The sequence below is a fragment of the Bradyrhizobium quebecense genome, from assembly GCF_013373795.3.
GTDB lineage: Bacteria > Pseudomonadota > Alphaproteobacteria > Rhizobiales > Xanthobacteraceae > Bradyrhizobium > Bradyrhizobium quebecense.
Window position 1 is genome coordinate 2,630,874 of record NZ_CP088022.1, and the last position, 26,904, is coordinate 2,657,777.

The following is a 26,904-nucleotide window of genomic DNA, read 5'->3' on the forward strand; positions in this document are numbered from 1 at the left end:
GGCTTAGGAGACATGGGACCACGTCTGCCGTCGTATAATTCGGCCTATGGTGGTTCGGTCCACGTCGTATCGCAGCCCTATGTCTTCCTGAGTACCCTGCGAGCTTCTGATCTCGCTGACTTCCTCAGGGGTAAGCTTATTGGCTGCACGACCCTTCAACTGTTTGTCGCGCATGTTGTCAGCTATGGATCCAAGAAACAGGTGGTCGATACGTACGCACTTCCTGTTGTCGCACTTGTGCAGCACCTGAGCAGCGGGATCTTGTCCCGTGTTCAGCTTCCATGATGCTCTGTGGGCATAGCCTCTGTCGAATTCGCCGTACCCGTTCCGCTTGCAGTGTCCGGTCCACTCCCAGCATGTGGCTGTCTTGTTGACCATTCTCCAGAAGCGTACAGCTGGCTCAATGGGTTTCGGCCCACGTCGGCCCGTGCTTGGCTTGGCTGTCGAGCGGTCCTCGGAAACCATAGGGCTCTCCGGCTTTTCGCGCGCAGCGGATGATAACTTCACTGATTTCTTCTTCAAGACCTTTTCGAACTAACAATTGCCACTCGTCGTGCACCCAGGCTACGAACTGGAAGTCTTCGCCCAGCTTGTACTTGCTGCACAGCTCCTCGAACGCATCAGCACCCCAACGCTTGCAGAGGATCGCTCCGCAGGATTGAATGAGGAAGTTTAGGGCTGAGTGGTCTGATCGGATTGGAATTAGACGGTCGTCTAACCCACGTACGCGGCCAGCCTTCTTGACGACGACAGACAGCTTGTCCTTCAGGCTAGTGAAGCCTACGATGCGCTTGGCAAACGCGGCGCGTACCTTTCGGCCCAACGCCTTTAGAGACTCTTCAGTGGCTGTCTTGTCCCCAAAGAATTTTACGTAGAGTTCGGCGCCATCCTCACCGCCGTCGCGCTTAGCCTTAGTGAGCGCGTTGTAGATGATTTCTCCTACCTTGGCGTCCCACGCGCCGTAGATGTAGGCGTAGATGAAACGCTTCGTGCCGTCTTCGCGGATGATAGTGTGGCACTTATTGTGCTTGTCACGTTCTCCCGTAGCTAGTCCCATGACGGTAGCGTGCATCCAGTGTACGTCACCCTCTACGACAATCTTCATGTACTTGCCGCCGTCGAACGGGGCGAGGTAGTGCGCGAGGCCTCGCAGCTCCAGTCCCGACATGTCGGCACCTAGGAACGTGAAGCCCTCAGGGGCGTAGAACAGCTCGCGGCATTCCTTGCCGTACGGGCTAGCCATGTTTGGCACTTGCCCGAGGTTTGGCAGGAAGTGAGACGCGCGGCTCGTGATGGTTCCCATAGGATTGATGACGCCGTGAATGCGCCCATCGGGTCCCACGGCCTTGAGCCACGCCTGCGGGCCATCGGCCAGCTGCGAGATGCGCTTGTCGAGCATAAGGTACTCGCCGAGGCCTGCGAACTCTGGGAAGCGCGCGACGATGCCTTCGATGACCTCTTCGTCAATCTGGGGCTTGCCGCCGTCCGTGAACTTCGTGGCCTTCCAACCCTTGTCGGAGAGGACCTTCGCGATGTGGTCGCGTGATCCTGGGTTGAACGTGACCGTCTTGAACTTGCGCACGGGCACGCCCTTGACGTAGCCCAGCTTCTTGTTGTCGCGCTTCGGGATCAGAGACTTCAGCTCGACTTGCCAGCTGCCGAACTCAGTGATCAGCTGCTGCTCGACCTTGTGCTTGGCGGTGAGGAGCGTGGCGTGGAGCGCCTCGGCCTTCTTGACGTCGAAGGGAACGCCCGCCGCCTGAATGGCATCGCACACGCGGGCGATACGATGCTCCAGCACGATAGCGTCCTGCGAGTAGGCCTCGACCTTCAGATGGTCCCAGAGCTTGTCGTTGGTGACAGCGTCTTGGATCATGTAGGCGTGCATCTCGGGGTTCCACTCACCCCAGACGAATGCGGAGATGGCCGCTTCGTCGTCCTTGTCCCCGCCCGCGGCGAGGTAGGCCTCCAGGCGGTCTTCTGCGTAGTCGCCCTTCTGCTCGCCCAGGCGATAACCCCAGGCTCCCAGGGTGTGCTTGCCAGCGTACTTGCGCCCAGCAGGCATCTTGCCCGCGCGCACCAGATCGCCATCGGTGGCCTTGACGTTCGGGAAGATGACGCGCGCACAGATCATCGTGTCGCGGATGATCACGTCGGGCTTGGGTGCCCAGCGCAGGAGTTTCAGGACTAAGGGAAGGTCGTGCCTCTGGATGTTGTGCCCAATCAGCACATCGGCTTCGGCCAGTTTGTCCAGAGCAGCGTCTATCTGATCCGGCTTGTAGTCCCAAGTTTCCTTGGTATCAACGTCTCGGATAACAATGCAGTGCACCTTGGTGGCGTTGTGAACGAAGCCGTCACTTTCGCTGTCCCAGAGATACCGCTTCATTTATTACCGTTGTAGTAGTCAGCCAACATACGAAGCTCCTTTGGTGTGGCGTTCTTCTTCAAATCGTTCGCGCCTCTTCAGAAGGAGGCATCCTCACCATCCCCGAACGCACAAGCCGTTGGTGCGCTAGGAACTACAGAGAGGCGTCCCGTGGATCGAACGTACTGCAGCCGATCTGCCTCACCAGTGTCTCCGGTGACGCGGCACTTGAGAACTCTGATCTGACTAATGTCTCGCTCCGCAGCGTCCGATTGCTGGTCTCGTTCAAGCGCGAGGACAGTAAAAGATAGCTGCTCCAGCGAAGAGCTTCCGCGAAGGTCCGATAGAGAGACCTGACCGCCTTCATTGAATGACGTGCCTTGTGTTCGTTTGAGATGGACGATGCCGATGATGCCAACGCCCGTCTCCTGCACGAGCTGTGCGAGGCGGGTCATGAGGATGTCGATGTCTTTACGCTCGCCCTCCGAGGAGCTTTCAAGCCCCGATGTGACGATGCTGACGTGATCGAGCACGATGAAGTCGCACTTCTCCACCTTGGCGAGGAAGCGCATCTTGTTGATCAGCTCCATGCTGTCGAGGGAGCCGAAGTGATCGAAGAAGTGCATCTTGGTGTGCACGACGTCCTTCACTGCCTGCTCGCCCAAGGCGTCAGGGATGATGTCCGGGTTGAACATGATCTTCCGGAGAGGGACGTCAGTGTGCAGGGCCACGTAGGCCTGCGCCGTCTGCGCGTTGGTCTCTTCCAGATAGATGTTGCCGATGGTGCAGCTGTGCGTCATGCGCAGCAGATAGGCCAGCTCGCGAGCCCAGCTGCTCTTGCCGATGCCAGAGCCTGCAGTGAGCATGGTGATCTCACCCTTGCGGATGCCCATGATCTTCTCTTGCAGGATGGGGTAGGGCAGTTCGAAGCCCGGCTGCACAGCCTTCTTCAGCTGCGCCCATGTGAACGAGGAGCCCGAGACAATGCCCGCAGGCGTGTAGCGCTCGGCGTCCCAGAAGCACTTGACCAGAACGCCCGGACCTTCCTTCACCAGAACGTCGTTGGCGTCCTTGTGCGGCAGCTTGGCAATCTTGACCTTGTCCATCGGAAGCATCGAGCACGCCAGCTCGACGGCCTCTCTACCTGGTTCGTCCATGTCGAACATGAGGACGATGGTGTCGAACGAGGTGATGTAGTCGTAGTCGAGCTTGAGGACCTTCGCCACGGAGCCTGTGCCGTTCGGCAGCGAGACCACGGGGTACTTCAGACCGAAGGCCTGCGACAGCGAGTGCGCGTCCTTCTCGCCCTCGGTGATCGTGAGATACTTACCGCCCTTGGGCCACAGCCACTTGCCGTAGAGGTGAGGGTTCTTCGCGTCGCCCTGCCACGTGAAGTTCTTGTCCTTGTCACGAAACTTCTGTGCGACCAGCTTGCCGTTGTCGTCGCGGCTCTCGTAGATGTGGACGGGCGTGCGTCCCTTCAGTCCGACTTTGCACCGCCAGTGCCGCAGGGTCTCTTCCCGCAGGCCTACGTGCATCATTTCCTGAACGTGCCCTGCTACGGGTGTCCAGTCTTCCGAGTTGGTGTCGTCGGTGAGCGGCTCCACGCCGTTGCCGTCTCCTCTGATGTTATGCTTGCAGACGAAGCAGTGCGCTGAGTTGTCCTCGTAGCGGGCGAGCCCGTCACTTGATCCACACTCAGGGCACTGCTCATGTTGAACGAAGGTCCCCACTAGAACCCGGGACGGTCCAGCTTGTAGCGGCTGTTCATCGTCTCGATTTCGCCAGTGATGAAGTCGTGGCGCGTCACGCGGCTGGTGAGGATGTGCGCGTCGCCGTAGATGCCATTGACGCGATAGCCGCCATCACGCCACACAGGCGTCCAGCACCTGATGACGCCCTTGTGCGGCTTCGCGCTGGCGCGGCCGGGGTGGTCGTAGTACGTGTCGTGGCCCGGAGGCTTCATGCAGCAATCCTTTCGATCGGCTGTTGTGTCCCGGTGGGGTCTGTCGGCGTTGCGGGCTTCTGCGCGGCGTCGAGCATCACGTAGGCGCGCGCCCAGAGGCCGTTAAGCTCTCTCAGGCGCTCGTCGGTGAACGTGAAGGCCAGCAGCTCCATCGTCTTGCTGATGGCGTTGGCGTGGTCCTGCAGCGCGCTACGCGTGGCAGCGCTCGGACAGGCGCTCGCGGTGACCCGGAGCTTCTTGAGTATCGAGGCTTTCGGGTCCATCAGTGCAGGACCTTCTTCGGCGCGAGGGAATAGGACGCGTACTTGCCACCGACTTCGTCCTTACGCATCGTGGTGAGGATGTCGTAGCCAGCGTCACGGATTTTGAGAATGCAGTCCGAGAGCCGGTAGATGTGGTAGACGAGCATCGACTGGCTGGCAGTGATGTCCTTGCCCGCTTCCAAGTGCGCAAGGATGATGCGCGCCTGCGGCGGCAGCGAGAGGTCGGAGGCAAGCGTCGGCGAGCCCAGAGTGAGGGTGGTCATGCTTCATGATCCTTGTGCGGTTGAAAGGGGTGTGCGGGTCTCTCCCCGCCTGTCACGATTTCACTCGTCGCTCAGGGCGCTACCCCGAGGTGCTCGTGTTCAGAGGACCGAGGGGTCCAGCTCGTTGATGATCGCCCAAGCGAACTTGAGAGCCTTGGCGCGCGTCAGGCGGACGCCGTCGTAGTCGGAGTTCATGATGTACGTGTACTTGCCTTCGACCTCGACCTTGATGGCACCGCCGTCCTTGTCGAGCACGACCAGCTCACGGTGGTCGGACTTGCTCTTGAACTTCATGGGATCACTTTCGCTTCTTGAGTTGCTGTCGCTTCATCTCGTCAATCCACGCGGCAGGCACTGTGCCCTTATCCGCCCAAGGGAAGCCGTGGTCGTCCGCCCACTTCGCGTACGTCGTCTTGCTGCCCTTGTAGATACGGTTAGTGGCGCGCTGGAAGACGAAGCGGATGTCGTACTCAGGGTGTTGTTCCTTGAGCAGGATCATCTTCTCGCGTTCCTTCGCGCCCTGCGCATCGGACTTGTGACCACCAAAGCGGCCCTTGGCTTCAAGGATGATGTTGGTCTTGTCGATGCGGAAGTCTGGGAGGTACTTCGCATTGCGCGCCGGGACCACGTAGTGAATCCACCCCGCTTCGAAAGCGTTGGAGACCCCTGCGTGGCTCAGCTGCGCCGCGACCTTCTCCTCCAATCCTGAGCGAAATACAGGCTCAATTTCGAGGGAGAGGGCAGGCTTAATAGCCATAGGTTGCTAGTCTCTTCTGTAGATACCACCCACGTACGTACTTGGCCCGGGCGGCCTTAGCTTCCTCAGGCGTCTCGTTGTCGTGACGAAGCCGGCCGCGTGCTACAGCGGCGCGCTTCATGTTCTCTTCGCTGGTGACGGCCTCAAGATGCTCAGGGTTCACACAGACCCTGTTGCGACACAGGTGGTCGATGTGAAGCCCCGATGGGATAGGGCCTTTGTAGGCGATGTATGACGCACGCGGAGCCGTGGTTACGCCTGCACGATTGCGCGGAGTGATCGCTTCATCGCACGCAGCTTGGCCGTAGCCGTGGCTTCCTATTGAAAGGAGCCACAGCCAGCAGCCTGAGTTCGGCTCGGGAATGCTCCGCTCCTCAATGTAGGAGGGAGAGGCCTTCATCCCTAGAAAGCCACATCAAAGTCTTCGTCGTCACCCTTGTCCTCGGAGCTCGAGAGGTCCGTGGATTCGAGGTTCTCGTCGGCTTCGCCCACGCCCTTGTACGAGAAGCCGTCCGCTTCATCGAACGCGCACTGACCGTAGGTGCTCTCGACCAGCTCGGTGATCTGAATCTGGTCGATGTACAGCGTAATGCCGTCCTCGTCCGGATAGACACCCACGGTGACCTTGAGCCGCCCCTTGGTGCCGCCACCAATAGACTGCGAGACCGGGATGGCCTGCTTCTTGGCGTCGAACACTGGCGGACGGATCAGCACGCCAGCCTTGTTGGTCATGCCGGTCGATGCGGTGAAGACGGTCTCGCCGTCCTTGTTCTTCTTCCACGGGAAGCCGAACTTGCTCTTGCCTTCCGCGTCCTCACCGAAGTCGGCATCGGGGCAGAGCTTCTTGGCGACCTTCTTGAGGTAGGTCTGCAGCGCGGTCTCGGCGGCTTCGTCCTTCTCGGACCAGTCCGTCTTGAACTTCGGCTTGCCGGGCTTGCCGCGCTTCGGGGTGTAGACATCCGGCTCGTTGAGCTTGGGATAGATGAAGGTAACGATAGCAGTCGTGAATGAGATTTTCTCGGCCTTAGCCACTTAGGTCCTTTAGTTGGGGTTGATGATCACAGGCGGCAGTCGCGGTGATCAGATGGTGGTATTCTTGTCGGCTTTGGCCTTGATGCTCGCCACAGACAGCTTCGATGTGTGGTACTCAATCTGACGCTGGGCCTCCTTGATACATTTACGGTGATAGCGGGCGTTCCAAGCCCAAGAGCGTGTGTCCTTGTGCTTCTTGCCCACACGCTCACGCTCTTCCAAGTCTGCAGCCGCAGCTATTGCGGAAGCAGCCGCTTGAGCTTCAGCCTCGGTGTCGAAGAGGTGGTCTTCAGAGACCCGGTAGTGGTCAGACGTGCGCCATTTGGTCTTGCCTTGCTCAATCTCCACGCCCGTTATGGTCGTGAGCGTGGCTACGGCCTTGCGTTCATGGACGGTGAGGTAACCACAGGGTCTAGCGTAGCCACTCTGGCAAGCAACGCAATCCACAGAGACCACATCGTTATCCGGGAGCAGCACGCGAATGCGACCCTCACCAGCGCAGTCTGGACATTCAAGCCGTGTCTCAAACGAGTCCCAGCCTGCGTGCCAGACTTGCTGTCCAATGGTGTACTTCATTGGATGTCCGTAGCGTGCGCCACGGTGCCGTCGTCCTTGTACGCGGTCAGGCCCACCACGTAGGTGAAGCCTGCGGCCTGCAGGAAGTCACGCATTGCGGAGAGCACCTCGGTGAGGTCCGCGTCCGCGTGCACTGTGCGTGACGCGTGGGCGGTGTCAAAGAGGTCGTCCGGGTTCATGTAGGCGTATTCGAAGGAGTACATGAGCGTCCTTAGGCCTCAGGCAATCCAGCGCTGCACTCTACGCGCACGCGGACTGGTTGCTTCGGCTTGTGCTTGAGGAGACGGATGAAGTCGGTCGGGTTGACCTGATAGTCCCGGGCCTGCTCACACGTGAAGCGGCTCGGGTACGGGATGTAGGCGGTGAGCTGAGGGCGCGGGTGCGTCCCCAGCAGAAGCGCTACCGTCAGGACGAACATCAGCTGTTGCGAGCGCGGAACGCGTTCATGAACTCACGATGGAAGACGCGCTTCTCGTCCTTGGACATCGTGCGGTAGTCGAAGATGACCTTGGAGCCGTCAGGCTTCTTGATCGTGACGTCGTGGTGAGCTGCGCCCATGCGGATGGTGACGGAGGTCTTCATGCTGCAGTTCCTTTGATGGGACAGTTGCGCTCGACGGCGCGGGGTGCGTAGGTCCAGTTGAGACCCAGCTTGTGGTTCACGGAGTTGCCTTCCAACGCGTAGGGCTTCTCGGAAACCGAGACCTTCACGAAGGTGCGCATTCCTGTCTTGACGTCAGGCTCGACCGCGTGGATTACGGAGCTGTCGAGGCGCAGGAGATGCTTGTTGGTATAGCGTCGCTGGAAGCCCGGCGGACGTGAAGCCCACCACGCCATCTCCGTCATGGAGACAGTGTGGTCCTTGGAGAGAGACACGGGCTTCTGAGGCACCCAGAAGATGGTCGGGTTGGCGTCGTACCAAATGTAGTTGAGGTCGTTGGTGCCGAAGCCGTCCGCGTGCCAGCCCAGCCGGTTGCCCGGAGCGCCCGGGGACGCGAAGATGCGCTTGGCGGTCAGGTAGACGTAGCTGTCACGCCAGCGGAGGACGCTGTCGCTGCTAATGTCGTTGAAGACAGCCTCCACGAGGGGCTCGAACTGCTTAAGGTTCTCGGGCACGGTCTCGGCCCAATGGCCGGGCGTCTTGATTGGGCAGTACAGCCAGAACATCATTTCCGTGGGGCTGAGGTCGATCAGCCCAAGGTCCTTCGGCGCGTTGCCGTACATGCGTGCTCTCCTATTTGTCGATGCGGATGTGGAGGAAGCGCGGGTGTCTGAACTTGCCGTCGTCGGTGAGCTTCATGCACTCGACTTCGATGGTCTTGGCAGGAGCCCAGCGCGTGACCGGATAGCGATTGGTCCACCACCACTCACGCTCTTCGTCAGTGAACCCCGTGCCAACGTAGCCCATAGGCGTCGTCAGGTATCCCATGCGTCCTGCGTGCTTGCCTTCACCTTCGAAGACGCCAGTCACAGGCACGTCGTACGTCTCGATGGGCTTCACCTTGAGCCACACGTCGCCCTGACGCAGCACGAGACCCTCGTAGCCAGCGGCCACGATGGACTTGAGCAACGTCTTGATAGCGTCTGCTGTGGGGTCGGTGAGGTGCCCAGCGTCGAGACGCGGGTCGAGAGGATCGAGTGAGAACATCTGATCGACCGTGATCGGCCGGGCCTTCGTCTTCGCTCTGATCCTGATTATGGTCTCTTTGAAGCTACCGCAGTACGTCTCGCAATCTTTGAACTCGGGCTGGAGGCCGTCCCGCCACTGAGGAAGATTGTAGAGTGGCTTGTCTGCGCGACTGAGCCACGACCGGGTCTCTGCGTTCCAGAGTGTCCTCACGCCATCAATCTTAATGGTGACGTGCCACGTGCCTTTGAGGTCCTTACCGGACCACGCCTTCGCCTTGATCAACCACCTTCCTTCCGTGTGTCAGAGTGACGAGCTTGTTGCTGCGCAGCTCACGCCAGCGCGCCGCCCAAGGCCCTCGGATCGAGAGCGCCCATGCGGTGTCCAGTGCTTCAATCTTGTGAAAGCAGGAGCGTGGTGTGTGCTTGAGCTGGCCTGCGTTGAACGTCAGACGCTCGCAGCTAGGGAAGCGTGAGCCGCTCCCGATTAGCCTATGCTCGACTACTCGGCCCTTGAGCCAGAGCGTCCACGCGTCGAATGCGTGCTCGTGGTAGGCTTCCCTCGTGCCCTTTGAGAACCTCAGGAGCACGATGGAGAACAGCGCCTTGCACTCGATCAGGAAGAACCCTGTGACGCCGGAATCCTTCCCGCCGTCTGCGGCCTTGCTGAGGATCTTCATCCCCGCGCGCAGTCAAAGCGCGTTGAGAAGAGACACTCGGTGCCCGGGATCAGCCAGACCGACTGTGTGACCCAATCGAAGCCGTCGTGCGCCATCGCGTGGATGTAGTCGCCATCATCCCCGAAAACGTAATCGTACTTCATTCCGCACCGAAGCCTTCCTGCTGCATACAGCTTTCGAGGTTGAGGGAGTTGGCAAGCCCATCCGCTTCGATACGCTTGAGCTGGCCCGAGATGTCGTGCGCGAGACACACGACCTTGAAGGTGCCTTCGAACGTGTTGTCGGGCAGCACCACGTAGTGTTTGTTCTTCACTTGCGGAATCCCATGTTGTGACGGAGGCGCTGCTCCAGCTCGCCGAGGTCGACGCCGCGCGCTTCAAGCACGGCCTTCGTCTGCTCGGGGATCGGAACGGCGTTGAGGATGGATGCGCGCGCGATGCGCTCGTGGCTAAGCGGGGGCGTGTAGGTCATTCACAGTTCTCCCTTGGTGTAGGCTACAAGGCGTTCAAGCTGCTCACGTGTCAGCGAGCCCTTGAGCCGGTTTGCTCGATTGGAAATGCAGCGCACGTTGTCGGGGACGTAACCCAGCGCTGGAATCACACGGTCAATAGACGGCGCGTGCGCGCGACCGTTCTTCGACGTTCTGGCGAGTGGCACCTTGAGGATGGGGCACTCAGGGACGCGGAGACATAGAGCTTCGACAAAGTCTAGGGTGAGCGCGAAAGGCACGCCTTCAGCCTCAGCACGGCGCTTAGCGTCTCGTGTAACTGCCCCAATCCTGCGACGACTGATGCTCGCAGGAGAGTAGGCTTGTCTGCCGTTGAAGAAGTATCCGTCTTCACGCGTATGCTTAGGCAAAGGCGAAGGGGGCATTAAGAATGTCCTTGAGGTTCAGAGGTCCGGGAGAGATTGCATCTGGCAACCGATCACAATTGTCATCAGTCAGGTCAAGCCGCGCCTGCGCCAGTATCTCGGCTAGGACGTCGTGCGTCTCATACATCTCCGCAAACTGCTCGCGAATGATCGCGTTGAACTCGGTAGCCCGCGAAGGAAGGCAACCGAAGCTATCGTGTACTGTTGCAATCGAGATGATGCCCCGATTGCGAGCAGCGTTAGCCACGAGCAACAGGTGAGCAGCATCAAGAGCGTGAACGAAGTTGGGTGCCACCCCATTGGAGGCTTTGTCCTTGTTGATCTCGGGCTTGTCGTCTACGGCCACGGTGAGCTGCGAGCGTACGCTCACACCACCATCGTTGAGCCACAGCTCGACGCGCTTGGTTACAGGGTCGTGGTATCGGTTGATCCACGGAATGCCGACAGGCGTCGTCCAACGCAGCGGCTTGCCTTCGTGCGCGAGCGCCTTGGCGAGCTTCTGCAGATACTTCATCGCTTCGCTGGGCTTGTGAACAATCTGCTCAATAGCTTCGAAGATATGATCTGCGAGGAAGCGCGCCGCAGCGCTCGGGCGTTCTTCAGAACCCTGCTCCCACGGGGCGAACGGATGAACCGCCCGCTTGCCCTCAAGAACCTCACGAGCCAAAGGCTTCATCAGGTCCGTCTGGAGCTGGCAGGCCATGCCGAACTTCTTGCTGGAGTAGGCGTAGGTCATGACGCCACGTTTGCAATCGCCGCGACCAATCTTGTAATCCAGGAACAGCTGAGCCAACTCACGCTGGCGTGCTGCGGCTAGGACTTCCTTGTCGTCGCAGGAGTTCTCAGGCTCCGTGGTGAGTGCCACCACGAGGCGCTTGTTCACCAGCTCGGCCACTGTCGCGTAGATGTCCTGCGGCAGCTCGTTGGGTGTCAGGTTGACCAGTGAACCCTCGGATGCCCGGGTCATAGCAGAGAGATGCTGTAGGCCTGAGCAGCTCCCATCGAAGCTCACAGGCAGCGAGCACTCGTAACTCGGCCCCTGTGAAATCGCTCGGCACAACTCTTTGCACGCAGCGAGGAACAGGAAAGGCTTGTCGGCCTTCGTCCACTCGGTGTTGAGGAGCGGGCGGCGAGCTATGTCTTCCAGTAGGAGAATGTTGTCGTCGCACCACTGGACCCTCTCTGCGATTGGGCGCTTGTCAATCTTGTTGAGCGCGCCGCAGTTCGCGACGTGCATCTTGAGCCACCTAAGCCCGTCAACGCCAATGGGCTCGCCCTGTGCAAACAGGAACAAGGCCCGCACGCGGTCCTCGCGCTGGAAGTTGAAGTGGCTCAGGCTGTAGATGCGACCGCGCCAGTCGCAATTCATCGGCGTGTAGAACTTCGCCACGACAGCCAGCTCGCGCGCCTCCGTCATGTCCGTCTCGAACATGCGGCGATTGCACTTGGCCTCGTTGGCGAGCAGCCGCAGCTCGTCCTTGCGCATCTTGCGGAGCTTGCGCTGTCCTGCGTCCATCTGCGCCCACTCTTCGTCCGGGCAGCGGGGCAGGGGCTTCACAGGGTGGATCGAGGGCAGACCCTTCACAGCGATGCCCCGGTTGTAGCACTCGGTGATCAGGTCAAACATCTCGGTGTTCAGCGTCCACGCCACGGACTGCAGTGTGTTGACGCCGTCGAGCGCGGGCTGGAGCTGCCCCGACTTCACAGCGGCGCGGCCTGCAGCTGCGGTCGCCTTGTAGCGGGTCCGCAGGAACGAGGTGGCGCCACTGACGCGCGGGTCCGGAGAGCCGCAGCCATTGAACGCGTCCCACGCCTTGGGAAGCTCTTTGGACGCAAACCACACTGGCCTGCTCGTGCGGGAATGAGTGAGCGCAGCGTCAACGAACGCCTCGGCCTCCTCGGTCAACTCAAGATACCTAGTCGCCACCAAGGTGCCCTTAGGCCCCGGCTCGGTCTCCTCACGCCAGCGGAACATATCGGACAGCGCAGTCGTCAGGAGGTTCAAGCCCCATGTGCCTGCGCACGTCCGCTGCACCGAGGGCCACTCACGTTGCTCATAGGCGTTCACCTGTGTGCCGTCGCGGCGCTTGTAGCTCTGGGCCGCTTCCTTCTTTGCAGCCATCAGGCGGACGCTGGCGCTGCTGTGGCGCTGCTTCACACGCCGTGCGATGGACTTGGCGCGGGCCGCGTCGCTCTGGATCAGCCCGGCCGCCCAGCACTCGCCAGCGAGCGCGGCTCCCACGGCCAGCGTGGTCTCCAGCTGCGTCTCCTGCTTGCCGAGGCTGTGCAGGGCGCTGTGGAGCACGGCGAGGGCGATCACGTCGCGGTCGAGGCCCCGGACCACCTTGAGCATCTTGGCCTCCTGAGGGTTCCCTCGGGTCTCGGCCTTGGTCTCAAGAGCGGCGCGCACGGCGTCCGCCAGCTTGGTCAGGTTCCGCTTGGTGAGCGCGGTGCCCTCGGTCGTCGCACCGTAGCCGACCCTCTCAAGGTTCCTGAGGTTCCTAAGGTCATGCTTGGCAATAGCTGTAACAATCTCCCTAGGAAGCTCTTGGGTGATCTTAAGGGTCTCGGGGAGGGCTGTAGCGTCCATCAGGGGACTGTCTCCTTCGGGGTTTATGCAGGGGTGAGTGGAAAGAACAGCGATGTCATTGATCGACAATGGGAATATGTCCATTTGCGAGCCTGTTACGATTGTCATCGGTGGTTATCCGTTTGTTCCAAGAGCGCAGCCACAGCGGCGCGGGTGCAGTAAGGTCGGGATGGGTGATGTCTGGGAGGGTCTTAGGCGGTCCTTGCGCCTAGGCAAGGACATATAGTCACTCGGTGACTGATTACAATAGGCAATCTATTACAGGTCGGTCTGCAAAACCGTGTACACCAGTTCAATTCTGGTCGTGGCCTCCACTCATCTCATCAATGGCTTGCAGCCGACAAATGAGAAGCCGCATTAGCTTGCGGCGTACGAGCCTTCAGGAAACGGAATCAGCGGCCACGGCGCCTGGTTGTCATTCGCCGCGCGCGGCGGCGGCTGAATGCGGGGCGACGGTTGGGCCACGAAATCCTCCTGAGCAATAGGCGCGATCGCCGTACGCACGACGTCCAGCAGCAGATCAAATTCGACTTCGCTCATCGCGCTCTCCGAGGTTCGAGAGCACCATGATCGCAAAACTGTGTTCGGTCCGGATTGAGCGATTCGTTCGAATTTTATGAAAAGAACGATGGCGCCCGCTTTGGTAAATGGATGATGACCCCGTGGGGAACCTAGGTCGGCACGGCCGGCTCCTCGTGTGAGACAAATCACATCTTGCGAAAAACTCTTCCCGGACTTCCCGGCGGTATTCATAGCCGTCAAATATCGCAGGAATTTTAGGGAGACGTGACAGCGGAGGCAAGCTTCGCAGGATGGTCGGCGATCCCATGTCGCATCGATCCTCAGCTCTTGCCGGCATGGTCCGCCAGCGGGACGGCGTCGGTGCAGCGAGCCGCTCCCGAACGGCGTAGATCGTCTACGCTCGCTGTCTATCGCCGCAGCGAAAGGGAAATTCCCGACATCGGCGCGGTCGCGGTCATGCCAGCCCGGCGAGGTCTCCCGGCAGCATGGTCTTGAACTGTGTCAGCACCTGCCGCGCCTTCCGCGGCGGCAGCGTGATGGCGTGACGCACGGCGGCTGCGATCAGCGTCATCGTCAGTCCCGAGAAGGTGGTGAGGCTGGCAGCCGGCATGGTGGGCGCAACCCGCCTGACTGCGTCGGACAACAGGCCGGAGAGCACGGCCATGTCGTCCGCATCGAGCTTCTGCAGGGCGCGGTCGGCCTGCGTCGCCTGCCAGATGTCGCGCATCACAGGCTCGCGCATGAACATCTCGTAGTAACTGTCGACGATCCGGCATAGCGCCGGGTGCAGGTCGCGCGCGGACGAGACCGCGGCCAGATCGCGCTTGACGCAATCGCGCCCGACCGCGTTATGCCGTTCCGCCAGCGTGCCGATGATCGCGGCCTTGTCGGGGAAATATTGATAAAGCGAGCCGAATGCGACGCCGCTGCGTTCGACGATGTCGCTCATGCGGAAGGCCTCGCTGCCTTTCTCCGCCATGATCTCGGTGGCGCAGGCGAGGATGCGCTCGAACCGCTCGCGGCTGCGCCGCTGCGTCGGAGCAAGCCGCGCCAGCCCGGGTAGGGGGGCCTCCGCCCCGGGCGCGGCCCCTGCGACTGCCGCGGGGGCGGCCTTTCGTCTCGCCATCTGTCTCCTCCGCAATCGGGGGTTGACGCCTCAAATACGAGAGTTTATCGCATTTTACAAATGCGAGTACTTCTCGCTTTTGGAGGTGGAGCGATGCGCAATATCCTGACCTCGGGCTTGCTGTGGTTTTCCGCGCTTGGCTGCGGCCTGCTTGCCGGGCTCTATTTCGCGTTCTCGGCGTTCGTCATGAGCGCGCTCGGCCGCATCGACCAGGCCGCCGGCATCTCGGCGATGAACGCGATCAATGTCGACATCGTGCGCTCGCTGTTCATGCCGGTCTTTCTCGGCACCACGCTGTCTTGCGCCGTGCTGGTCATGCTCGGCGGGTTGCGATGGCAGGAGCCGGGCGCGCTTGCGATGATCTGTGGCGGCGGCCTCTATGTCGTCGGGATGTTCGTCGTCACGGTCGTCTTCAACGTGCCGCTGAACGATCAGCTTGCGGCCACAGATCCCGCGAGCACCGCGGCCGCGCCGGTCTGGGCGCGCTATCTGACCGACTGGACCCTCTGGAACCACGTGCGGACCATCGCCTCCCTTGCGGCGACCACGCTGTTCATCGTCGCCATCGCTACGCGATAGAGCGCTTTCCAGAGAGGCGCTTCGCAAGGTCGACTGGGCCAACTAAAATGGATCGGTGCTGTGGAAGAACGTCAATCTCTGCAAGCTCAACGTCCTGAGGCTGCGCTACGCCGGCACCAAGACCACCTCGTTCATCGTGGAATGACGTCAGGGGCGGGGTGTGCCCGCGGAAGAATCAGCGGCGCGGCGGAATGGCCGCACCCGACGGTGTTTGACGGTGTTTCCTTGCGCCCGCGGCGCAGATAACGGGACAACCGGGACAGGCCTGCATCGCCCTGGAACGCCGGCAAAGCCTTGCACCGCAGAGGTTTACCGTGCCCCGCTAAAGTTTCGCCGGAGGCCCATTTGGTTCTTTGCAAGGCCGAAAGGCTTTGTTATACGCTGCCCGCTCGCGAACGTTTTGTTCGCCTATTCCTCGGTAGCTCAGCGGTAGAGCATTCGACTGTTAATCGAATGGTCGCTGGTTCGAATCCAGCCCGGGGAGCCAGTTTTGGCCCCATCAAGACCCCTTCAACACCCATCACAAGCCTGTGGTCCGCTACGGACAGACAAAAAACGTCGTCAAATCGACTCAATAACCGTCGACACTTCGTCCTGCCGGGTCTTGAGAGGTGATTTTGATGGCCATTAACCTGATCGACCTGTCGATGCCGCAGCCGACGCTTGTTCCGAGCGATACTCCCGACATCAGCGACGATGAGTGTGTCCGCCGGCTCGCGAGGGCCGTCGAGGAGCATGATTCCGAGCATCTCGATGAAGTGGTCCGCCTGATCGGCCGGCTTGCCGTCACGATCGAATAGGGCGCATCACGGCGCGCATTTTGGGAGCGCGTTTTGCACGCCAACGGCGTGTTGCGTTTTGGCGGAGCTTGTTCCAAAAGATGGCCCTGTTCTAGCTTCTCCAGCGGCAATGCCGCGACTTGCAGGGTCCCGCCAATGACCGGTTTTTCGACCGCGCGCCAGTACATGGTGGATGGTCAGGTGCGTCCGAGCGACGTGACCGACGATCGTATTCTCGAAGCCATGCTGACCGTGCCGCGCGAGGTGTTCGTGCCGGCCGGCAAGCAGGCGCTGGCTTATCTGGACCTCGATCTCGACGTGACCGAGGGCGGCGCGGTCAGGCGCTGCCTGATTACGCCGGCGTTGCTCGCCAGGATGCTGCAAGCCGCCGAGATCAAGGCGACCGACCGCGTCCTGGTGGTCGGCTGCGCGACCGGCTACGCCGCCGCCATCGTGGCGCACTTTGCCGCCGAGGTCAGCGCAACCGAGAGCGATCCGGCGCTGGCCGCGAAGGCTACCGCGGCGCTCGCCGAACTCGGCCTGCAGAATGTGACGGTCAAGACCGCTGCGGCTGCCGACGGCGATCCCGCCGGCGCGCCGTACGACGTCATCGTTCTCAACGGTGCGACCGAGGTGATCCCGACCGGGCTGTTCGGCCAGCTCAAGGAGGGGGGCCGGCTGGTCGGGGTGTTCGGCCTGAGGCCCCCGCCGCGCGCCACCCTTGTGACTCATTCCCACGGGGATTTCGGACATCGCGAGCTGTTCGACGCCACGGCCCCCGTGCTGCCCGGATTGGAACGGGTTCCAGCATTCGTCTTCTGACCGCTACCGCGGCGCACTGGCTGATAAAATCCCATTCCGAATCAGAAGTGTGGCCCGTTTGCCCCACGTGAAGAGTTTCGACCGCGTTCCGTTGCGGGGTAGTTCCGTTGCCCTTAGCTGCGGACTAAGGTGAGGCGGGACTCACTTCATCTGAAGCGACCGCCGGACTGACTTGCGTGTGGAGACGGCGACTACAATGATTGGATTACCGGGGATGCGAGGGGTGAAAGCTATCACCGCGGCTGCGACTGCCGTCCTTCTGTTGGCGGAGATGGGCCCCGTGCCCGCACTCGCCGACACTATCGAGGCCGCGCTGGTGCGGTCCTACCAGAACAATCCCCAGCTGAACGCGCAACGCGCGCTGGTCAGGGCGACCGACGAAAACGTTCCCCAGGCGCTGTCAGGCTATCGCCCGCGCGCCGCGCTGACCGTGAACGGCGGATATCAGTACACCGACCAGCAGCAGACGCTCATCAAGGACGCGATCCACGGCACCCAAAATCCGGCCAGCGCCGGCCTGACGGTGAACCAGTCACTGTTCAACGCGCAGACGCCGCAACGGGTGCGCGCTGCCGAGAGCCAGGTGTCGTCGGCGCGCGAAGGTCTGCGCGTGCTCGAGCAGACCGTGATCCTGAGCGCCGCGACCATCTACATGGATTATCTGCGCGACGCTGCGATCGTCGAGGTCCAGCGCAGCAACACGCGGGTGCTGGAGCAGACGCTGAAGCAGACCCAGGATCGCTTCAACGTAGGTGAGGTGACGCGGACGGACGTCGCGCAATCCGAGGCACAGCTCGCGGCTGGCAAGACCCAGCAGCTCACTGCGGAATCGAACCTGACGACGACGCGGTCGAACTTCCGCCGCATCATCGGCAACGAGCCGCAGAATCTCGCGCCCGGCTCGCCGGTCGACCGCTTCCTGCCGGCGACGCTTGCGGCCGCCGTCGAACTCAGCCTGACCCAGAATCCGAACGTCACGTCCGCGATGTACGGCGTCGACGTCAACTTCCTGCAGACCAAGGTTGCCGAAGGCGCGCTGCTGCCGACGGTTGGCTTGCAGGCGTCAGTGACCGAAGGCTACCAGCAACAATTGTCGGTGAACCGCAGCTTCAATGCAGCGGCGCAGGTTCAGGTGTCGGTGCCGATCTATCAGGGCGGCACTGAATACTCGCTGATCCGGCAGTCGAAGGAATCGCTGGCGCAGCAGCGTCTGGTCCTGGAACAGACCAGGGATCAGGCGCGCGCCAACGTCGTCACTGCATGGGGCCAGCTGGTCGCCGGCAAGTCGCAGGTGGCGTCGGCGCAGGCGCAGGTGACCGCGTCCGAAATCGCGCTGAACGGCGTGCGCGAAGAGGCCAAGGCCGGTCAGCGCACCACGCTCGACGTGCTCAACGCGCAGCAGGCGCTGGTCAATGCGCGCAATGCGCTCGTCACCGCGCAACACGACCGCGTCGTTGCATCCTACAACGTGCTGAGCGCGATTGGCCGGCTGTCACCGCAGGTGATGGGCCTTTCGACCAACGTCTATGATCCCACCGTGCATTACCAGCAGGTGCGCGACAACTGGGCCGGCGTACGCACGCCCGACGGCCGCTAAACACCTTCACATCAACATCGCTTGTCGCGCCATGTTTGTGGTTCTGAGTTAATCAGAACCACAGACTGGCGCGTTTGCTTGCAATCGATAATTGGCCTGACATACCGTTTTGTCGGGCAGCAAGGCGATTCGCGGCGCCGGCGTTGCGTGATGGCAGGGGCGACGCCACCTGTGATCACGCTGCATTGGGCGACACGAAGCTTGCACAAAGCCTCGGGCGGGCTTGATCTGGGGACAAGTCGGGCGGGAGCAATGAAAATCTCCGCCCGCTTCATCGGAACCGGCGAATCCTCTCGGGCTTGATGTAAAATAAGTTTCGATGTGGAGTCGGAGATGACGCAACCTGCGAAGGTCCAAGAGCCCTCGATGGAGGAGATTCTGGCGTCGATCCGTCGCATCATTGCCGACGACGAGGCGAAGCCGGCCGCGGCCGAGAAACCTGCTGCCGCTACGCCGCCGCCGAAGGTCGAGCCGCCTCCGCCAGCAGCCAGGCCCGCGATGAAGAGCCCGCCACCCGCAGCGCCCCCGGCCGCGAAGCCCGCCGCGGCAGCGCCGAAATCACCGCCGCCTGCACCAGCACCGGCCAGCAACAGTCAGGACGACATCGACTCGCTGCTCGCCAGCCTCGACGAGGCGACGCCCGCAGCCGAGATCCGGCCGTCGCCGCAGCCCGAAGCCGACGTATTCGAGCTCACTGACGACATGGCGCTGCCGGAGCCGGCGGCCACGCCGTCGTTCCGCAAGGTCGAGCCGCAGGACGATGTCGAGTTCACGGAAGCGCGTACCCGGGCGCCGGAGCCCATGCGAGAACCGGTTCGAGAGCGAGAACCGCCGGCAATCGAAACGGCGCCGATGCAGCAGATCATCTCGGGAACCACGATGCGGGCGGTCGAATCCGCCTTCAACTCGCTGGCCAACACCGTGCTGAGCAACAATGCTCGGACGCTGGAGGATCTGGTCAAGGAGATGCTGCGACCGATGCTGAAGTCCTGGCTGGACGATAATCTGCCGGGGCTGGTTGAGCGGATCGTCAAGGCCGAGATCGAGCGGGTCTCCCGCGGGCGTTAGCCCCCACCGCCGGCGGTAGCTCCTGCCGCAGGGGGCTTGGCAGCCCTTATTCAGCCCCCAAATGCCCCAGAGTTTCGGTTCTGATAGGATCAGACCCGAAACGCCAGTTCCCTGTTTCGACGCGTTCTCTTCACCCGAACCGGTGTCCACTTCGCCCGAAAACGCTCCCAATGCCGTTTTGACGTGCCGGTCCGGTTGACTCGGTGCGCTCCGGCGGCTTTCTACCCTTTCCCCATGGTCCACAGCGCATTGTCATGATCGAGAAAAACTACCAGCCTGCCGATATCGAGCTCCGAATGGCCCAGCTCTGGGAGGAGAGCGGTGCGTTCAAGGCCGGCCGGCCCGAGCGCAAGGACGCCGCGCCTTTCACCATCGTGATCCCGCCGCCGAACGTGACCGGCTCGCTGCACATGGGCCATGCGCTCAACAACACGCTGCAGGACATCCTGTGCCGCTTCGAGCGGATGCGCGGCCGTGACGTGCTGTGGCAGCCCGGCACCGACCATGCCGGCATCGCCACCCAGATGGTGGTCGAGCGCCAGCTGATGGAGCGGCAGGAGCCCGGCCGGCGCGACATGGGCCGCGCCAAGTTCCTCGAGCGGGTCTGGCAGTGGAAGGCCGAGAGCGGCGGCACCATCGTCAACCAGCTCAAGCGCCTCGGCGCCTCCTGCGACTGGTCGCGCGAGCGCTTCACCATGGACGAGGGCCTGTCGCGTGCCGTCGTCAAGGTGTTCGTCGAGTTGCACCGCCAGGGCCTGATCTACAAGGACAAGCGCCTGGTCAATTGGGACCCGAAGCTGCTCACCGCGATCTCCGATCTCGAAGTGCAGCAAGTCGAGGTCAAGGGCCATCTCTGGTACCTGCGCTATCCGATCGAAGGCCGCAGCTTCAGCCCCGAGGATCCCAAATCGTTCATCGTGGTCGCGACGACGCGTCCGGAGACGATGCTCGGCGACACCGCGGTCGCGGTACATCCAGACGACGAGCGCTACACCGATCTGGTCGGCCAGCATGTCATCCTGCCGCTGGTCGGCCGCAAGATTCCGATCGTCGCCGACGACTATTCCGATCCGGAGAAGGGCTCGGGTGCGGTCAAGGTGACGCCGGCGCACGACTTCAACGATTTCGAGATCGGCAAGCGCCATGGCCTGCCGCAGATCAGCGTGCTCGACCAAGAAGGTTGCCTGAATCTCACCGGCAACGAGGACTATCTGCGCGGCCTGCCGGCGGGCGCCGACGAATTCGCGGCAGAGTTTCACGGCATCGAGCGCTTCGCCGCGCGCAAGAAGATCGTCGCAAGGCTGGAGGAGTTCGGTTTCCTCGAGCGGATCGAGCCCAACACCCACATGGTGCCACATGGCGACCGCTCCAATGTCGTGATCGAGCCGTACCTCACCGACCAGTGGTATGTCGACGCCAAGACGCTGGCGCAGCCGGCGATAGCCGCGGTGCGCTCGGGCGAGACTACGTTCGTGCCGAAGAACTGGGAAAAGACCTATTTCGAGTGGATGGAGAACATCCAGCCCTGGTGCATCTCGCGCCAGCTCTGGTGGGGCCATCAGATCCCGGCATGGTACGGGCCCGACGGCAAGGTGTTCGTCGCCGAGACCGAGGAAGAGGCAGTCGGCAACGCGCTCGGGTACTACGTCGAGCAGGAAGTCATCACGCCGGAGCAGGGCCACGACATGGCGGTCGACCCCGCCAAGCGCGAGGGTTTCATCACGCGTGACGAGGACGTGCTCGACACCTGGTTCTCGTCGGCGCTGTGGCCGTTCTCGACGTTGGGCTGGCCGGACGACACGCCGGAGGTCGCGCGCTACTACCCGACCAACACGCTGGTCACGGGCTTCGACATCATCTTCTTCTGGGTCGCCCGCATGATGATGATGGGCCTCCACTTCATGAAGGAGGCGCCGTTCTCGACCGTCTACATCCACCGTCTCGTCCGTGACGAGAAGGGCGCGAAGATGTCGAAGTCGAAGGGCAACGTCATCGACCCGCTCGGCGTGATCGACGATTTCGGCGCCGACGCGCTGCGCTTCGCGCTGACCCGCGAGGCGGCGCAGGGCCATGACATTCGCCTGTCTCCGCATCTGGTCGAGACCAACCGCAACTTCGCGACCAAGTTCTGGAACGCCTGCCGCTTCGCCGAAATGAACGAGTGCGTGAAGCCGGACGGCTTCGATCCGAAGGGCGCCAAGGAGACCTTGAACCGCTGGATCGCGCACGAGACCTCGCGCGTCACCCGCGAGGTGACCGAGACGATCGAGGATCATCGCTTCAACGATGCGGCCGGCGCGATCTACCGCTTCGTCTGGAACGTGTTCTGCGACTGGTATCTCGAGCTCGCAAAGCCGGTACTGATGGGCGAGGAGGGCGCGGCCAAGGCCGAGACCCGCGCCATGATCGCCTGGACCCGCGACGAGATCCTCAAGCTGCTGCATCCGTTCATGCCCTTCATCACCGAAGAGCTGTGGGCCGTCACCGCGAAGCGCGACGGCCTCCTGGTGCTGGCGCCCTGGCCGCGCAAGTCGGGCGTGACCGGGGAGCAGCTGGCGGCAATCGCAACCGCAGGTCCGGTGGTCGATCCGATCATTCCGCCGGTGATTGCCGCGCTCGACGCCGACGAGTTCAGCGATCCCGCAGCCGAAGCCGAGATCGGCTGGGTGGTCGATCTCGTGACCGCGATGCGGTCGGTGAAGGCGGAAATGAACATCCCGCCGTCGACGCTGACACCGCTGGTGATCGTGACCACCTCCGACCAGACGCGGGGCCGTGCCCAGCGCTGGAACGACACCATCAAGCGCCTCGCGCGATTGTCGGAGATTTCCTTCGCAGACGCCGCGCCGGAAGGCGCCATGCAGCTGCTTGTGCGCGGCGAAGTCGTCGCGCTGCCGCTGAAGGGCGTGATCGATCTTGCGGCCGAACGCGCGCGGCTGGAGAAGGAGCTCGGCAAGGCCGACGCGGACATCAAGCGGGTCGACGCCAAACTCTCCAACGAGAAGTTCGTCGCCAACGCGCCGGAAGAACTTGTCGAGGAAGAGAAAGAAAAGCGCGCGGCCGCAACGGAGCGCCGCGCCAAGATTCTCGAGGCGATCGAGCTGTTGAAGCGGGCATCATAACAGGCGGCACCGCAGACGGTGCGCCCCGGGCTGCGCGACTATCACACCTCGTATGATGCGGTGTTCCTGCGCGATCCCGACGGCAACCGGATCGAGGCGGTCTACCATCACGCGGTGTGAACCCGGTCACGCCGGCATCCGACCAACCAGACGACAGGTCGGCCGCTCAATTCGTTCCGGCTCCGCCGAGCCGCGAGATCATCATGACGATATCCCGAAGAACGCTGCTGATCGCGACAGGAGTCTTGCCAATGCTCGGTTTCGGCGAACGCGCTCAGGCGGCTGCATCGACGGTCAAGCCGCGCCACGTGCTCTGCTTGCTCGGCGGCGACGGCGAGCTGCCGCGGCTGCAGGATGCAGCCTCGCGTGCGATCGAACAATTCGCGGCGGGCTTCAGCGTCGATACCACCTATTCGCAAGGGAAGGCGGATCCCAATATGAGCCGCTCATTCGGCGTGTGCTGGGATCGCGTCGCGCCGAATGCCTGGACCGACGCCGACGAGGCGGCTGTCGCCAACCACAAATCCGTTCTCTATGTGCTGGGACCGCCGATGTCGGCGGACAATGCCGTCATGTGCTCGGCCGGCGCGTTGTTTCTGGTCGACGCCGTGATCAAGGCAGGTGCGACGGCCGCCAAGGGTGAGAGCGCAGGCGTTGCCCACGGCCTCACGCGTTGGGTCGCGTTTGCTCACGAGGCTGCCGCAGCTTTGCAATCGGATGACAACATCGCTCTGCGTCGGGCCTGCCGGCTGGCCTTCGCCAAGCGGCCGCTGGCCGGCGCGACCCACCTGGAGACCGTCGGCTTTCACCTCGTCGGGCTTCCCGAAGTATATGTGGCCAAAGCCTATGGCAGCGAACGAGAGGTGGTTGCACTGATGGATGAGGTCGGTGACCAGCTTGCGCAGCGCGGGCTGGAGGCGATGCTCGCCGACCGCAAGGCGCAGCTGTCTTTTGAGACCTCCTATGAACCCGACGATTTCAAGTTCAATCCGTATGGGATCGTCACCATCGACCGGCGCTGACCGGGCGTATCACAGTGGAAACCGCTTGCTGAGGAATTTCGATCCCTTCAGCCCGTAGCGCCAGGGCAGGTCGACGGCTTTCGTGATGCCGATCCGCAATCCGGTGACGATGTCGGGCGTCTCGGTCCGCTCGTGGAGCGCGATCGGCGGGCGGTCGAGCGGCAATTCGCTGTGCGCGATGGTGATGCCGAGCGCCTCGCAGAGCTTGCCGGGCCCCGAGCATAAGGCGCGCTCATCCTCCAGCCCGCGCCGTCGGCGCATCGCGGCGAGCCCGTGGGTCGGCTCGAGCGCGCGGATCAGCACGGCGCTGGCCGAGCCCGGCGCCTCGCAGACGAAGTTGACGCACCAATGGATGCCGTAGGAGCGGTAGACATAGGAGAAGCCCGGCGGGCCGAACATGATCTGGTTGCGCGGGGTCGGTCCGTTGAACGAGTGGGCCGCCGGCTCGGTGTGATGGTAGGCCTCGACCTCGGTGATGATGCCGCCGACGCCGCCGACCAGGAAGGTCACGCCGATCAGGTCGGCCGCGACCTCGTGGACGCTGCGATCGAAGAAGGCGCGTTTCAGAGCTTTGCCGAGGCGCGGCGCGGTCGCACGGGTCGATCGGGGTTTTTGAGCCATTTTGAGGTGGGAATCGGCGTGGAACGGACCGCAAGACTGCCAATATATGGGCTGATCTGCTAGGGTCACAGGGTGGGTTGCGAGCCGCGTCAACACCGATTAGCTATGGCCTCTCGCGACTTGCAGGCACAAATGGTCACCATCGTCGACACCATCTCCACCACTCAGCTCCGCCCGCGTCACCCCGAAAAGGTGAACCGGCCGGATGCCGTGTCGCCGCCGAAGCCGGACTGGATCCGCGTCCGCGCGCCGAACACGCGCGGCTATGCCGATACGCGGCGGATCGTGAAGGAGAACGGCCTCGTCACGGTGTGCGAGGAGGCGGGCTGTCCCAACATCGGCGAATGCTGGGACAAGAAGCACGCCACCTTCATGATCATGGGTGACACCTGCACCCGCGCCTGTGCGTTCTGCAACGTCAAGACCGGCATGCCCGGCGCGCTCGATGCCCATGAGCCCGAATACGTCGCTGAGGCGGTCTCGAAGCTGGGTCTGACCCACGTCGTGATCACATCGGTGGATCGCGACGATCTCGCCGACGGCGGTGCCGAGCATTTTGCAGAGACCATCCGGGCCATCCGCGCGCGCTGCTCGACCACCACGATCGAGATCCTGACGCCGGACTTCCTGCGCAAGGACGGCGCGCTCGAGCGCGTGGTCGCGGCCAAGCCCGACGTCTTCAACCACAATCTGGAAACCGTGCCGTCGCGCTATCTGACGGTCCGTCCCGGTGCCCGTTATTTCCATTCGATCCGGCTGCTGCAGCGGGTCAAGGAGATGGACCCGACCATCTTCACCAAATCGGGCATCATGGTCGGCCTCGGCGAGGAGCGGCACGAGGTGCTGCAGGTGATGGACGACCTGCGCTCGGCCGAGGTCGATTTCCTGACCATCGGCCAGTACCTGCAGCCGACGCGCAAGCATCACGCCGTGATGCGCTACGTGACGCCGGACGAATTCGCGGGCTACGAGCGTGTCGCCTATACCAAGGGTTTTCTGATGGTGTCGGCGAGTCCGCTGACGCGCTCGTCGCATCATGCCGGCGAGGATTTTGCGAAGCTGCAGGCGGCGCGCACGGCTCGCGGCCGCTAGATTTTGTAAACGGCGGTGAGCCGGCGCCATTACGCGCCGTTGCTTGATCGAGCCTTGGACTGGACCAATGCAACGCGTGCTGGTGATGGGATCGTCGGGGTCCGGCAAGTCGACCTTTGCGCGACGGCTGTCCGCCATGACGGGCATCCCGACCGTGTCGATCGACGCGCTGTTCTGGAAGCCAGGCTGGGTCGAGTCCGACAAGGATGAATTCGAGCGCCGCATGGTCGAGGTCACGCAAGCGCCGCGCTGGATCATGGATGGGAACTACATGAAGAGCGGTGCAGGTGAACTGCGCCGGCAGCTCTCCGATACGATCATCTGGTTCGACCTGCCGCGGCTGACCTGCATGCTCGGAATCCTGGGGCGGATTGCCGGCAGCTATGGCCAGGTTCGCCCCGAGATGGCGGAAGGTTGCCCGGAGAAGATCGATCTCGAATTCTTCCGCTATGTCTGGACCTATCGCCAGCAGCAGCGGCCGAAGCTGATCGAATATTTTTCGGGCTTGCGCGCCGATCAATCGCTGGTCTGCTTCACCGATCGGGCCCAGGCTGACGATTATCTGAAGCGCCTCGCACTGAAGCAAAACCGTGCGAGTATCCACTGATGCCACGATTCTCAAGCAAGCGGCGGGTCCGCCACACCGCACCTCAAATGTTCGATCTGGTCGCCGACGTCGAGCGCTATCCGGAATTCGTGCCGCTGTGCCAGGCGCTCAAGATCCGCCAGCGGACGCCCAAGGACGACGGTACCGAGGTCGTGGTGGCCGACATGACGGTCTCGTTCAAGCTGGTGCGCGAAACCTTCACCAGCAAGGTGACGCTCGACCGGCCCAACCTGAAGATCCTGGTCGAATATCTGCGCGGCCCGTTCAGCAATCTGGAGAACCGCTGGAGCTTCGAACCGAAGTCGGACACCGAATGCGACGTCGGCTTCTTCCTGAACTACGAATTCAAGAGCCGGATGCTGGCGATGCTGATGGGCTCGATGTTCGACGCCGCATTCTCGCGCTTTGCCGCCGCGTTCGAGAAGCGCGCCGACCAGGTCTACGGCAAGCCCCAGCTCTCGACCTAGCGACGCCGTCTCGTCCGCCGAGGAGGTTGCTTTTTCCCCGGAACGCAAATGCCCGGCACGAGGCCGGGCATGACGGATGATGCGGTAGATGCGTTCGCTGCCGTTACGGGCAGGAACGCCGCACGCCGCCCGACGCGATGTAGGTGCCTGAAGCCGGGTCGTAGGAGCGGAAACGCTGGGAGCAATAGGCGTCGTTGTTGGCCTTGGCCTGGCTCGCCGCGATGGCGCCGCCGATGATCGCGCCGGCTGCAAGCCCGCCGATGATCGCCGCGCCGTTTCCACCACCGCCATGGCGATGACCGTAGTAGCCACCGCGGTAACCGTGACGCGGGCCGCCATGCCAGTGACGATACTGCACGTGCTCGACGGAGGTCGGCCGGTCCTGCAACCGCGCAGGCGCGAGCGGTGCGGCGAACGAGGGGGCAATAGTCGACAGCGTCATGGCGCCTGAGGTGATTGCGGCCACGACCAAAGTTCCCAACTTCATCAT

At 62.3% G+C, this 26,904-nt stretch carries 34 protein-coding genes and 1 tRNA gene; 11 read left to right on the plus strand and 24 right to left on the minus strand.

What is annotated here, in order from left to right:
* Positions 1 to 3: 3 nt before the first annotated feature.
* From HU230_RS44070 to HU230_RS12685, 22 genes are all read right to left on the minus strand, one after another.
* Positions 4 to 465 carry an HNH endonuclease signature motif containing protein gene (locus tag HU230_RS44070; RefSeq protein ID WP_420840859.1) on the minus strand — a complete coding sequence of 154 codons (462 nt, stop codon included), beginning with the start codon at positions 463 to 465 and terminating at the stop codon, positions 4 to 6.
* Positions 401 to 2,386: a DNA polymerase gene (locus tag HU230_RS12590; RefSeq protein ID WP_176531390.1), complete on the minus strand. Its 1,986-nt coding sequence runs from the start codon at positions 2,384 to 2,386 to the stop codon at positions 401 to 403. Before HU230_RS12590 ends, HU230_RS44070 begins: the two co-directional genes overlap by 65 nt.
* A gap of 77 nt (positions 2,387 to 2,463) precedes the next feature.
* A complete protein-coding gene (locus HU230_RS12595) occupies positions 2,464 to 3,972 on the minus strand; it encodes a DnaB-like helicase C-terminal domain-containing protein (RefSeq protein ID WP_176531389.1) in 1,509 nt (502 codons plus the stop codon).
* A 125-nt stretch (positions 3,973 to 4,097) separates the two neighbouring features.
* Positions 4,098 to 4,331 carry a hypothetical protein gene (locus tag HU230_RS12600; protein ID WP_176531388.1) on the minus strand — a complete coding sequence of 78 codons (234 nt, stop codon included), beginning with the start codon at positions 4,329 to 4,331 and terminating at the stop codon, positions 4,098 to 4,100.
* Entirely contained in the window at positions 4,328 to 4,594 is a 267-nt protein-coding gene (locus HU230_RS12605; protein ID WP_176531387.1) for a hypothetical protein, read from the minus strand. The genes HU230_RS12600 and HU230_RS12605 overlap by 4 nt, the downstream gene beginning before the upstream one ends.
* Positions 4,594 to 4,857 carry a helix-turn-helix domain-containing protein gene (locus tag HU230_RS12610; protein WP_176531386.1) on the minus strand — a complete coding sequence of 88 codons (264 nt, stop codon included), beginning with the start codon at positions 4,855 to 4,857 and terminating at the stop codon, positions 4,594 to 4,596. The genes HU230_RS12605 and HU230_RS12610 overlap by 1 nt, the downstream gene beginning before the upstream one ends.
* 99 nt (positions 4,858 to 4,956) lie before the next feature.
* Positions 4,957 to 5,151 (minus strand): hypothetical protein, encoded by a 195-nt coding sequence (locus HU230_RS12615; protein WP_176531385.1) that lies wholly within the window; start codon positions 5,149 to 5,151, stop codon positions 4,957 to 4,959.
* A gap of 4 nt (positions 5,152 to 5,155) precedes the next feature.
* Positions 5,156 to 5,614, minus strand: coding sequence for a PDDEXK family nuclease (locus tag HU230_RS12620; RefSeq protein ID WP_176531384.1), 459 nt, complete (start codon positions 5,612 to 5,614; stop codon positions 5,156 to 5,158).
* Complete coding sequence (locus HU230_RS43830; protein WP_176531383.1) at positions 5,604 to 6,014, minus strand: HNH endonuclease; 411 nt, start codon at positions 6,012 to 6,014, stop codon at positions 5,604 to 5,606. The genes HU230_RS12620 and HU230_RS43830 overlap by 11 nt, the downstream gene beginning before the upstream one ends.
* A 2-nt stretch (positions 6,015 to 6,016) precedes the next feature.
* Positions 6,017 to 6,646, minus strand: coding sequence for a hypothetical protein (locus HU230_RS12625; protein WP_176531382.1), 630 nt, complete (start codon positions 6,644 to 6,646; stop codon positions 6,017 to 6,019).
* Positions 6,647 to 6,694: 48 nt separating this feature from the next.
* On the minus strand, positions 6,695 to 7,222 hold the full coding sequence (locus HU230_RS12630) for a hypothetical protein (RefSeq protein ID WP_176531381.1): 528 nt from the start codon (positions 7,220 to 7,222) through the stop codon (positions 6,695 to 6,697).
* Positions 7,219 to 7,425, minus strand: a complete 207-nt coding sequence (locus HU230_RS12635) for a hypothetical protein (protein ID WP_176531380.1) — start codon at positions 7,423 to 7,425, stop codon at positions 7,219 to 7,221. Before HU230_RS12635 ends, HU230_RS12630 begins: the two co-directional genes overlap by 4 nt.
* Positions 7,426 to 7,639: 214 nt before the next feature.
* Positions 7,640 to 7,804: a hypothetical protein gene (locus tag HU230_RS12640; protein WP_176531379.1), complete on the minus strand. Its 165-nt coding sequence runs from the start codon at positions 7,802 to 7,804 to the stop codon at positions 7,640 to 7,642.
* The gene (locus HU230_RS12645) at positions 7,801 to 8,445 is read right to left on the minus strand and encodes a hypothetical protein (RefSeq protein WP_176531378.1); all 645 of its coding nucleotides are present in this window, start codon (positions 8,443 to 8,445) and stop codon (positions 7,801 to 7,803) included. The genes HU230_RS12640 and HU230_RS12645 overlap by 4 nt, the downstream gene beginning before the upstream one ends.
* A 10-nt stretch (positions 8,446 to 8,455) precedes the next feature.
* The gene (locus tag HU230_RS12650; protein WP_176531377.1) at positions 8,456 to 9,133 is read right to left on the minus strand and encodes a hypothetical protein; all 678 of its coding nucleotides are present in this window, start codon (positions 9,131 to 9,133) and stop codon (positions 8,456 to 8,458) included.
* Positions 9,105 to 9,527: a hypothetical protein gene (locus HU230_RS12655; protein WP_176531376.1), complete on the minus strand. Its 423-nt coding sequence runs from the start codon at positions 9,525 to 9,527 to the stop codon at positions 9,105 to 9,107. Before HU230_RS12655 ends, HU230_RS12650 begins: the two co-directional genes overlap by 29 nt.
* Positions 9,524 to 9,670, minus strand: a complete 147-nt coding sequence (locus HU230_RS12660) for a hypothetical protein (protein WP_176531375.1) — start codon at positions 9,668 to 9,670, stop codon at positions 9,524 to 9,526. Before HU230_RS12660 ends, HU230_RS12655 begins: the two co-directional genes overlap by 4 nt.
* A complete protein-coding gene (locus HU230_RS12665; RefSeq protein WP_176531374.1) occupies positions 9,667 to 9,840 on the minus strand; it encodes a hypothetical protein in 174 nt (57 codons plus the stop codon). Before HU230_RS12665 ends, HU230_RS12660 begins: the two co-directional genes overlap by 4 nt.
* The gene (locus tag HU230_RS12670; protein ID WP_176531373.1) at positions 9,837 to 9,998 is read right to left on the minus strand and encodes a hypothetical protein; all 162 of its coding nucleotides are present in this window, start codon (positions 9,996 to 9,998) and stop codon (positions 9,837 to 9,839) included. The genes HU230_RS12665 and HU230_RS12670 overlap by 4 nt, the downstream gene beginning before the upstream one ends.
* Positions 9,999 to 10,377: 379 nt before the next feature.
* Positions 10,378 to 12,990, minus strand: a complete 2,613-nt coding sequence (locus HU230_RS12675) for a DNA-directed RNA polymerase (protein ID WP_176531372.1) — start codon at positions 12,988 to 12,990, stop codon at positions 10,378 to 10,380.
* A gap of 357 nt (positions 12,991 to 13,347) precedes the next feature.
* The gene (locus HU230_RS12680) at positions 13,348 to 13,530 is read right to left on the minus strand and encodes a hypothetical protein (RefSeq protein ID WP_176531371.1); all 183 of its coding nucleotides are present in this window, start codon (positions 13,528 to 13,530) and stop codon (positions 13,348 to 13,350) included.
* Positions 13,531 to 13,966: 436 nt separating this feature from the next.
* The gene (locus HU230_RS12685; RefSeq protein WP_176531370.1) at positions 13,967 to 14,638 is read right to left on the minus strand and encodes a TetR/AcrR family transcriptional regulator; all 672 of its coding nucleotides are present in this window, start codon (positions 14,636 to 14,638) and stop codon (positions 13,967 to 13,969) included.
* 93 nt (positions 14,639 to 14,731) lie between these two features.
* Between HU230_RS12685 and HU230_RS12690 the strand changes: the two genes are divergently transcribed.
* The 8 genes from HU230_RS12690 to HU230_RS12730 all read left to right on the plus strand — a co-directional run bounded on the left by HU230_RS12690 (position 14,732) and on the right by HU230_RS12730 (position 23,627).
* Positions 14,732 to 15,217, plus strand: a complete 486-nt coding sequence (locus HU230_RS12690; RefSeq protein ID WP_176531369.1) for an anthrone oxygenase family protein — start codon at positions 14,732 to 14,734, stop codon at positions 15,215 to 15,217.
* Positions 15,218 to 15,629: 412 nt separating this feature from the next.
* A tRNA-Asn gene (locus tag HU230_RS12695) sits at positions 15,630 to 15,704 on the plus strand.
* Between the two features lie 133 nt (positions 15,705 to 15,837).
* Positions 15,838 to 16,017 (plus strand): hypothetical protein, encoded by a 180-nt coding sequence (locus tag HU230_RS12700; protein WP_176531368.1) that lies wholly within the window; start codon positions 15,838 to 15,840, stop codon positions 16,015 to 16,017.
* A 135-nt stretch (positions 16,018 to 16,152) separates the two neighbouring features.
* Complete coding sequence (locus tag HU230_RS12705) at positions 16,153 to 16,818, plus strand: protein-L-isoaspartate O-methyltransferase family protein (RefSeq protein WP_176531367.1); 666 nt, start codon at positions 16,153 to 16,155, stop codon at positions 16,816 to 16,818.
* Between the two features lie 214 nt (positions 16,819 to 17,032).
* Complete coding sequence (locus tag HU230_RS12710; protein WP_176531366.1) at positions 17,033 to 18,415, plus strand: TolC family outer membrane protein; 1,383 nt, start codon at positions 17,033 to 17,035, stop codon at positions 18,413 to 18,415.
* 333 nt (positions 18,416 to 18,748) lie between these two features.
* Positions 18,749 to 19,483, plus strand: a complete 735-nt coding sequence (locus tag HU230_RS12715) for a PopZ family protein (protein WP_176531365.1) — start codon at positions 18,749 to 18,751, stop codon at positions 19,481 to 19,483.
* Positions 19,484 to 19,737: 254 nt separating this feature from the next.
* Positions 19,738 to 22,605 carry a valine--tRNA ligase gene (locus HU230_RS12720; RefSeq protein WP_176531364.1) on the plus strand — a complete coding sequence of 956 codons (2,868 nt, stop codon included), beginning with the start codon at positions 19,738 to 19,740 and terminating at the stop codon, positions 22,603 to 22,605.
* 251 nt (positions 22,606 to 22,856) lie between these two features.
* Positions 22,857 to 23,627, plus strand: a complete 771-nt coding sequence (locus HU230_RS12730; RefSeq protein WP_224943245.1) for a hypothetical protein — start codon at positions 22,857 to 22,859, stop codon at positions 23,625 to 23,627.
* A 9-nt stretch (positions 23,628 to 23,636) separates the two neighbouring features.
* On the opposite strand, the gene HU230_RS12735 is transcribed toward HU230_RS12730, so the two are convergent.
* Positions 23,637 to 24,248, minus strand: coding sequence for a DNA-3-methyladenine glycosylase (locus HU230_RS12735; RefSeq protein WP_176531363.1), 612 nt, complete (start codon positions 24,246 to 24,248; stop codon positions 23,637 to 23,639).
* A 132-nt stretch (positions 24,249 to 24,380) separates the two neighbouring features.
* Between HU230_RS12735 and lipA the strand changes: the two genes are divergently transcribed.
* From lipA to HU230_RS12750, 3 genes are all read left to right on the plus strand, one after another.
* Positions 24,381 to 25,340 carry a lipoyl synthase gene (gene lipA, locus HU230_RS12740; protein ID WP_176531362.1) on the plus strand — a complete coding sequence of 320 codons (960 nt, stop codon included), beginning with the start codon at positions 24,381 to 24,383 and terminating at the stop codon, positions 25,338 to 25,340.
* 67 nt (positions 25,341 to 25,407) lie between these two features.
* On the plus strand, positions 25,408 to 25,947 hold the full coding sequence (locus HU230_RS12745) for a P-loop NTPase family protein (protein WP_176531361.1): 540 nt from the start codon (positions 25,408 to 25,410) through the stop codon (positions 25,945 to 25,947).
* On the plus strand, positions 25,947 to 26,414 hold the full coding sequence (locus HU230_RS12750) for a type II toxin-antitoxin system RatA family toxin (RefSeq protein WP_176531360.1): 468 nt from the start codon (positions 25,947 to 25,949) through the stop codon (positions 26,412 to 26,414). Before HU230_RS12745 ends, HU230_RS12750 begins: the two co-directional genes overlap by 1 nt.
* A gap of 103 nt (positions 26,415 to 26,517) precedes the next feature.
* Here the strand turns inward: HU230_RS12750 and HU230_RS12755 are convergent, their stop codons facing one another.
* Positions 26,518 to 26,904 (minus strand): BA14K family protein, encoded by a 387-nt coding sequence (locus tag HU230_RS12755; protein WP_092114492.1) that lies wholly within the window; start codon positions 26,902 to 26,904, stop codon positions 26,518 to 26,520.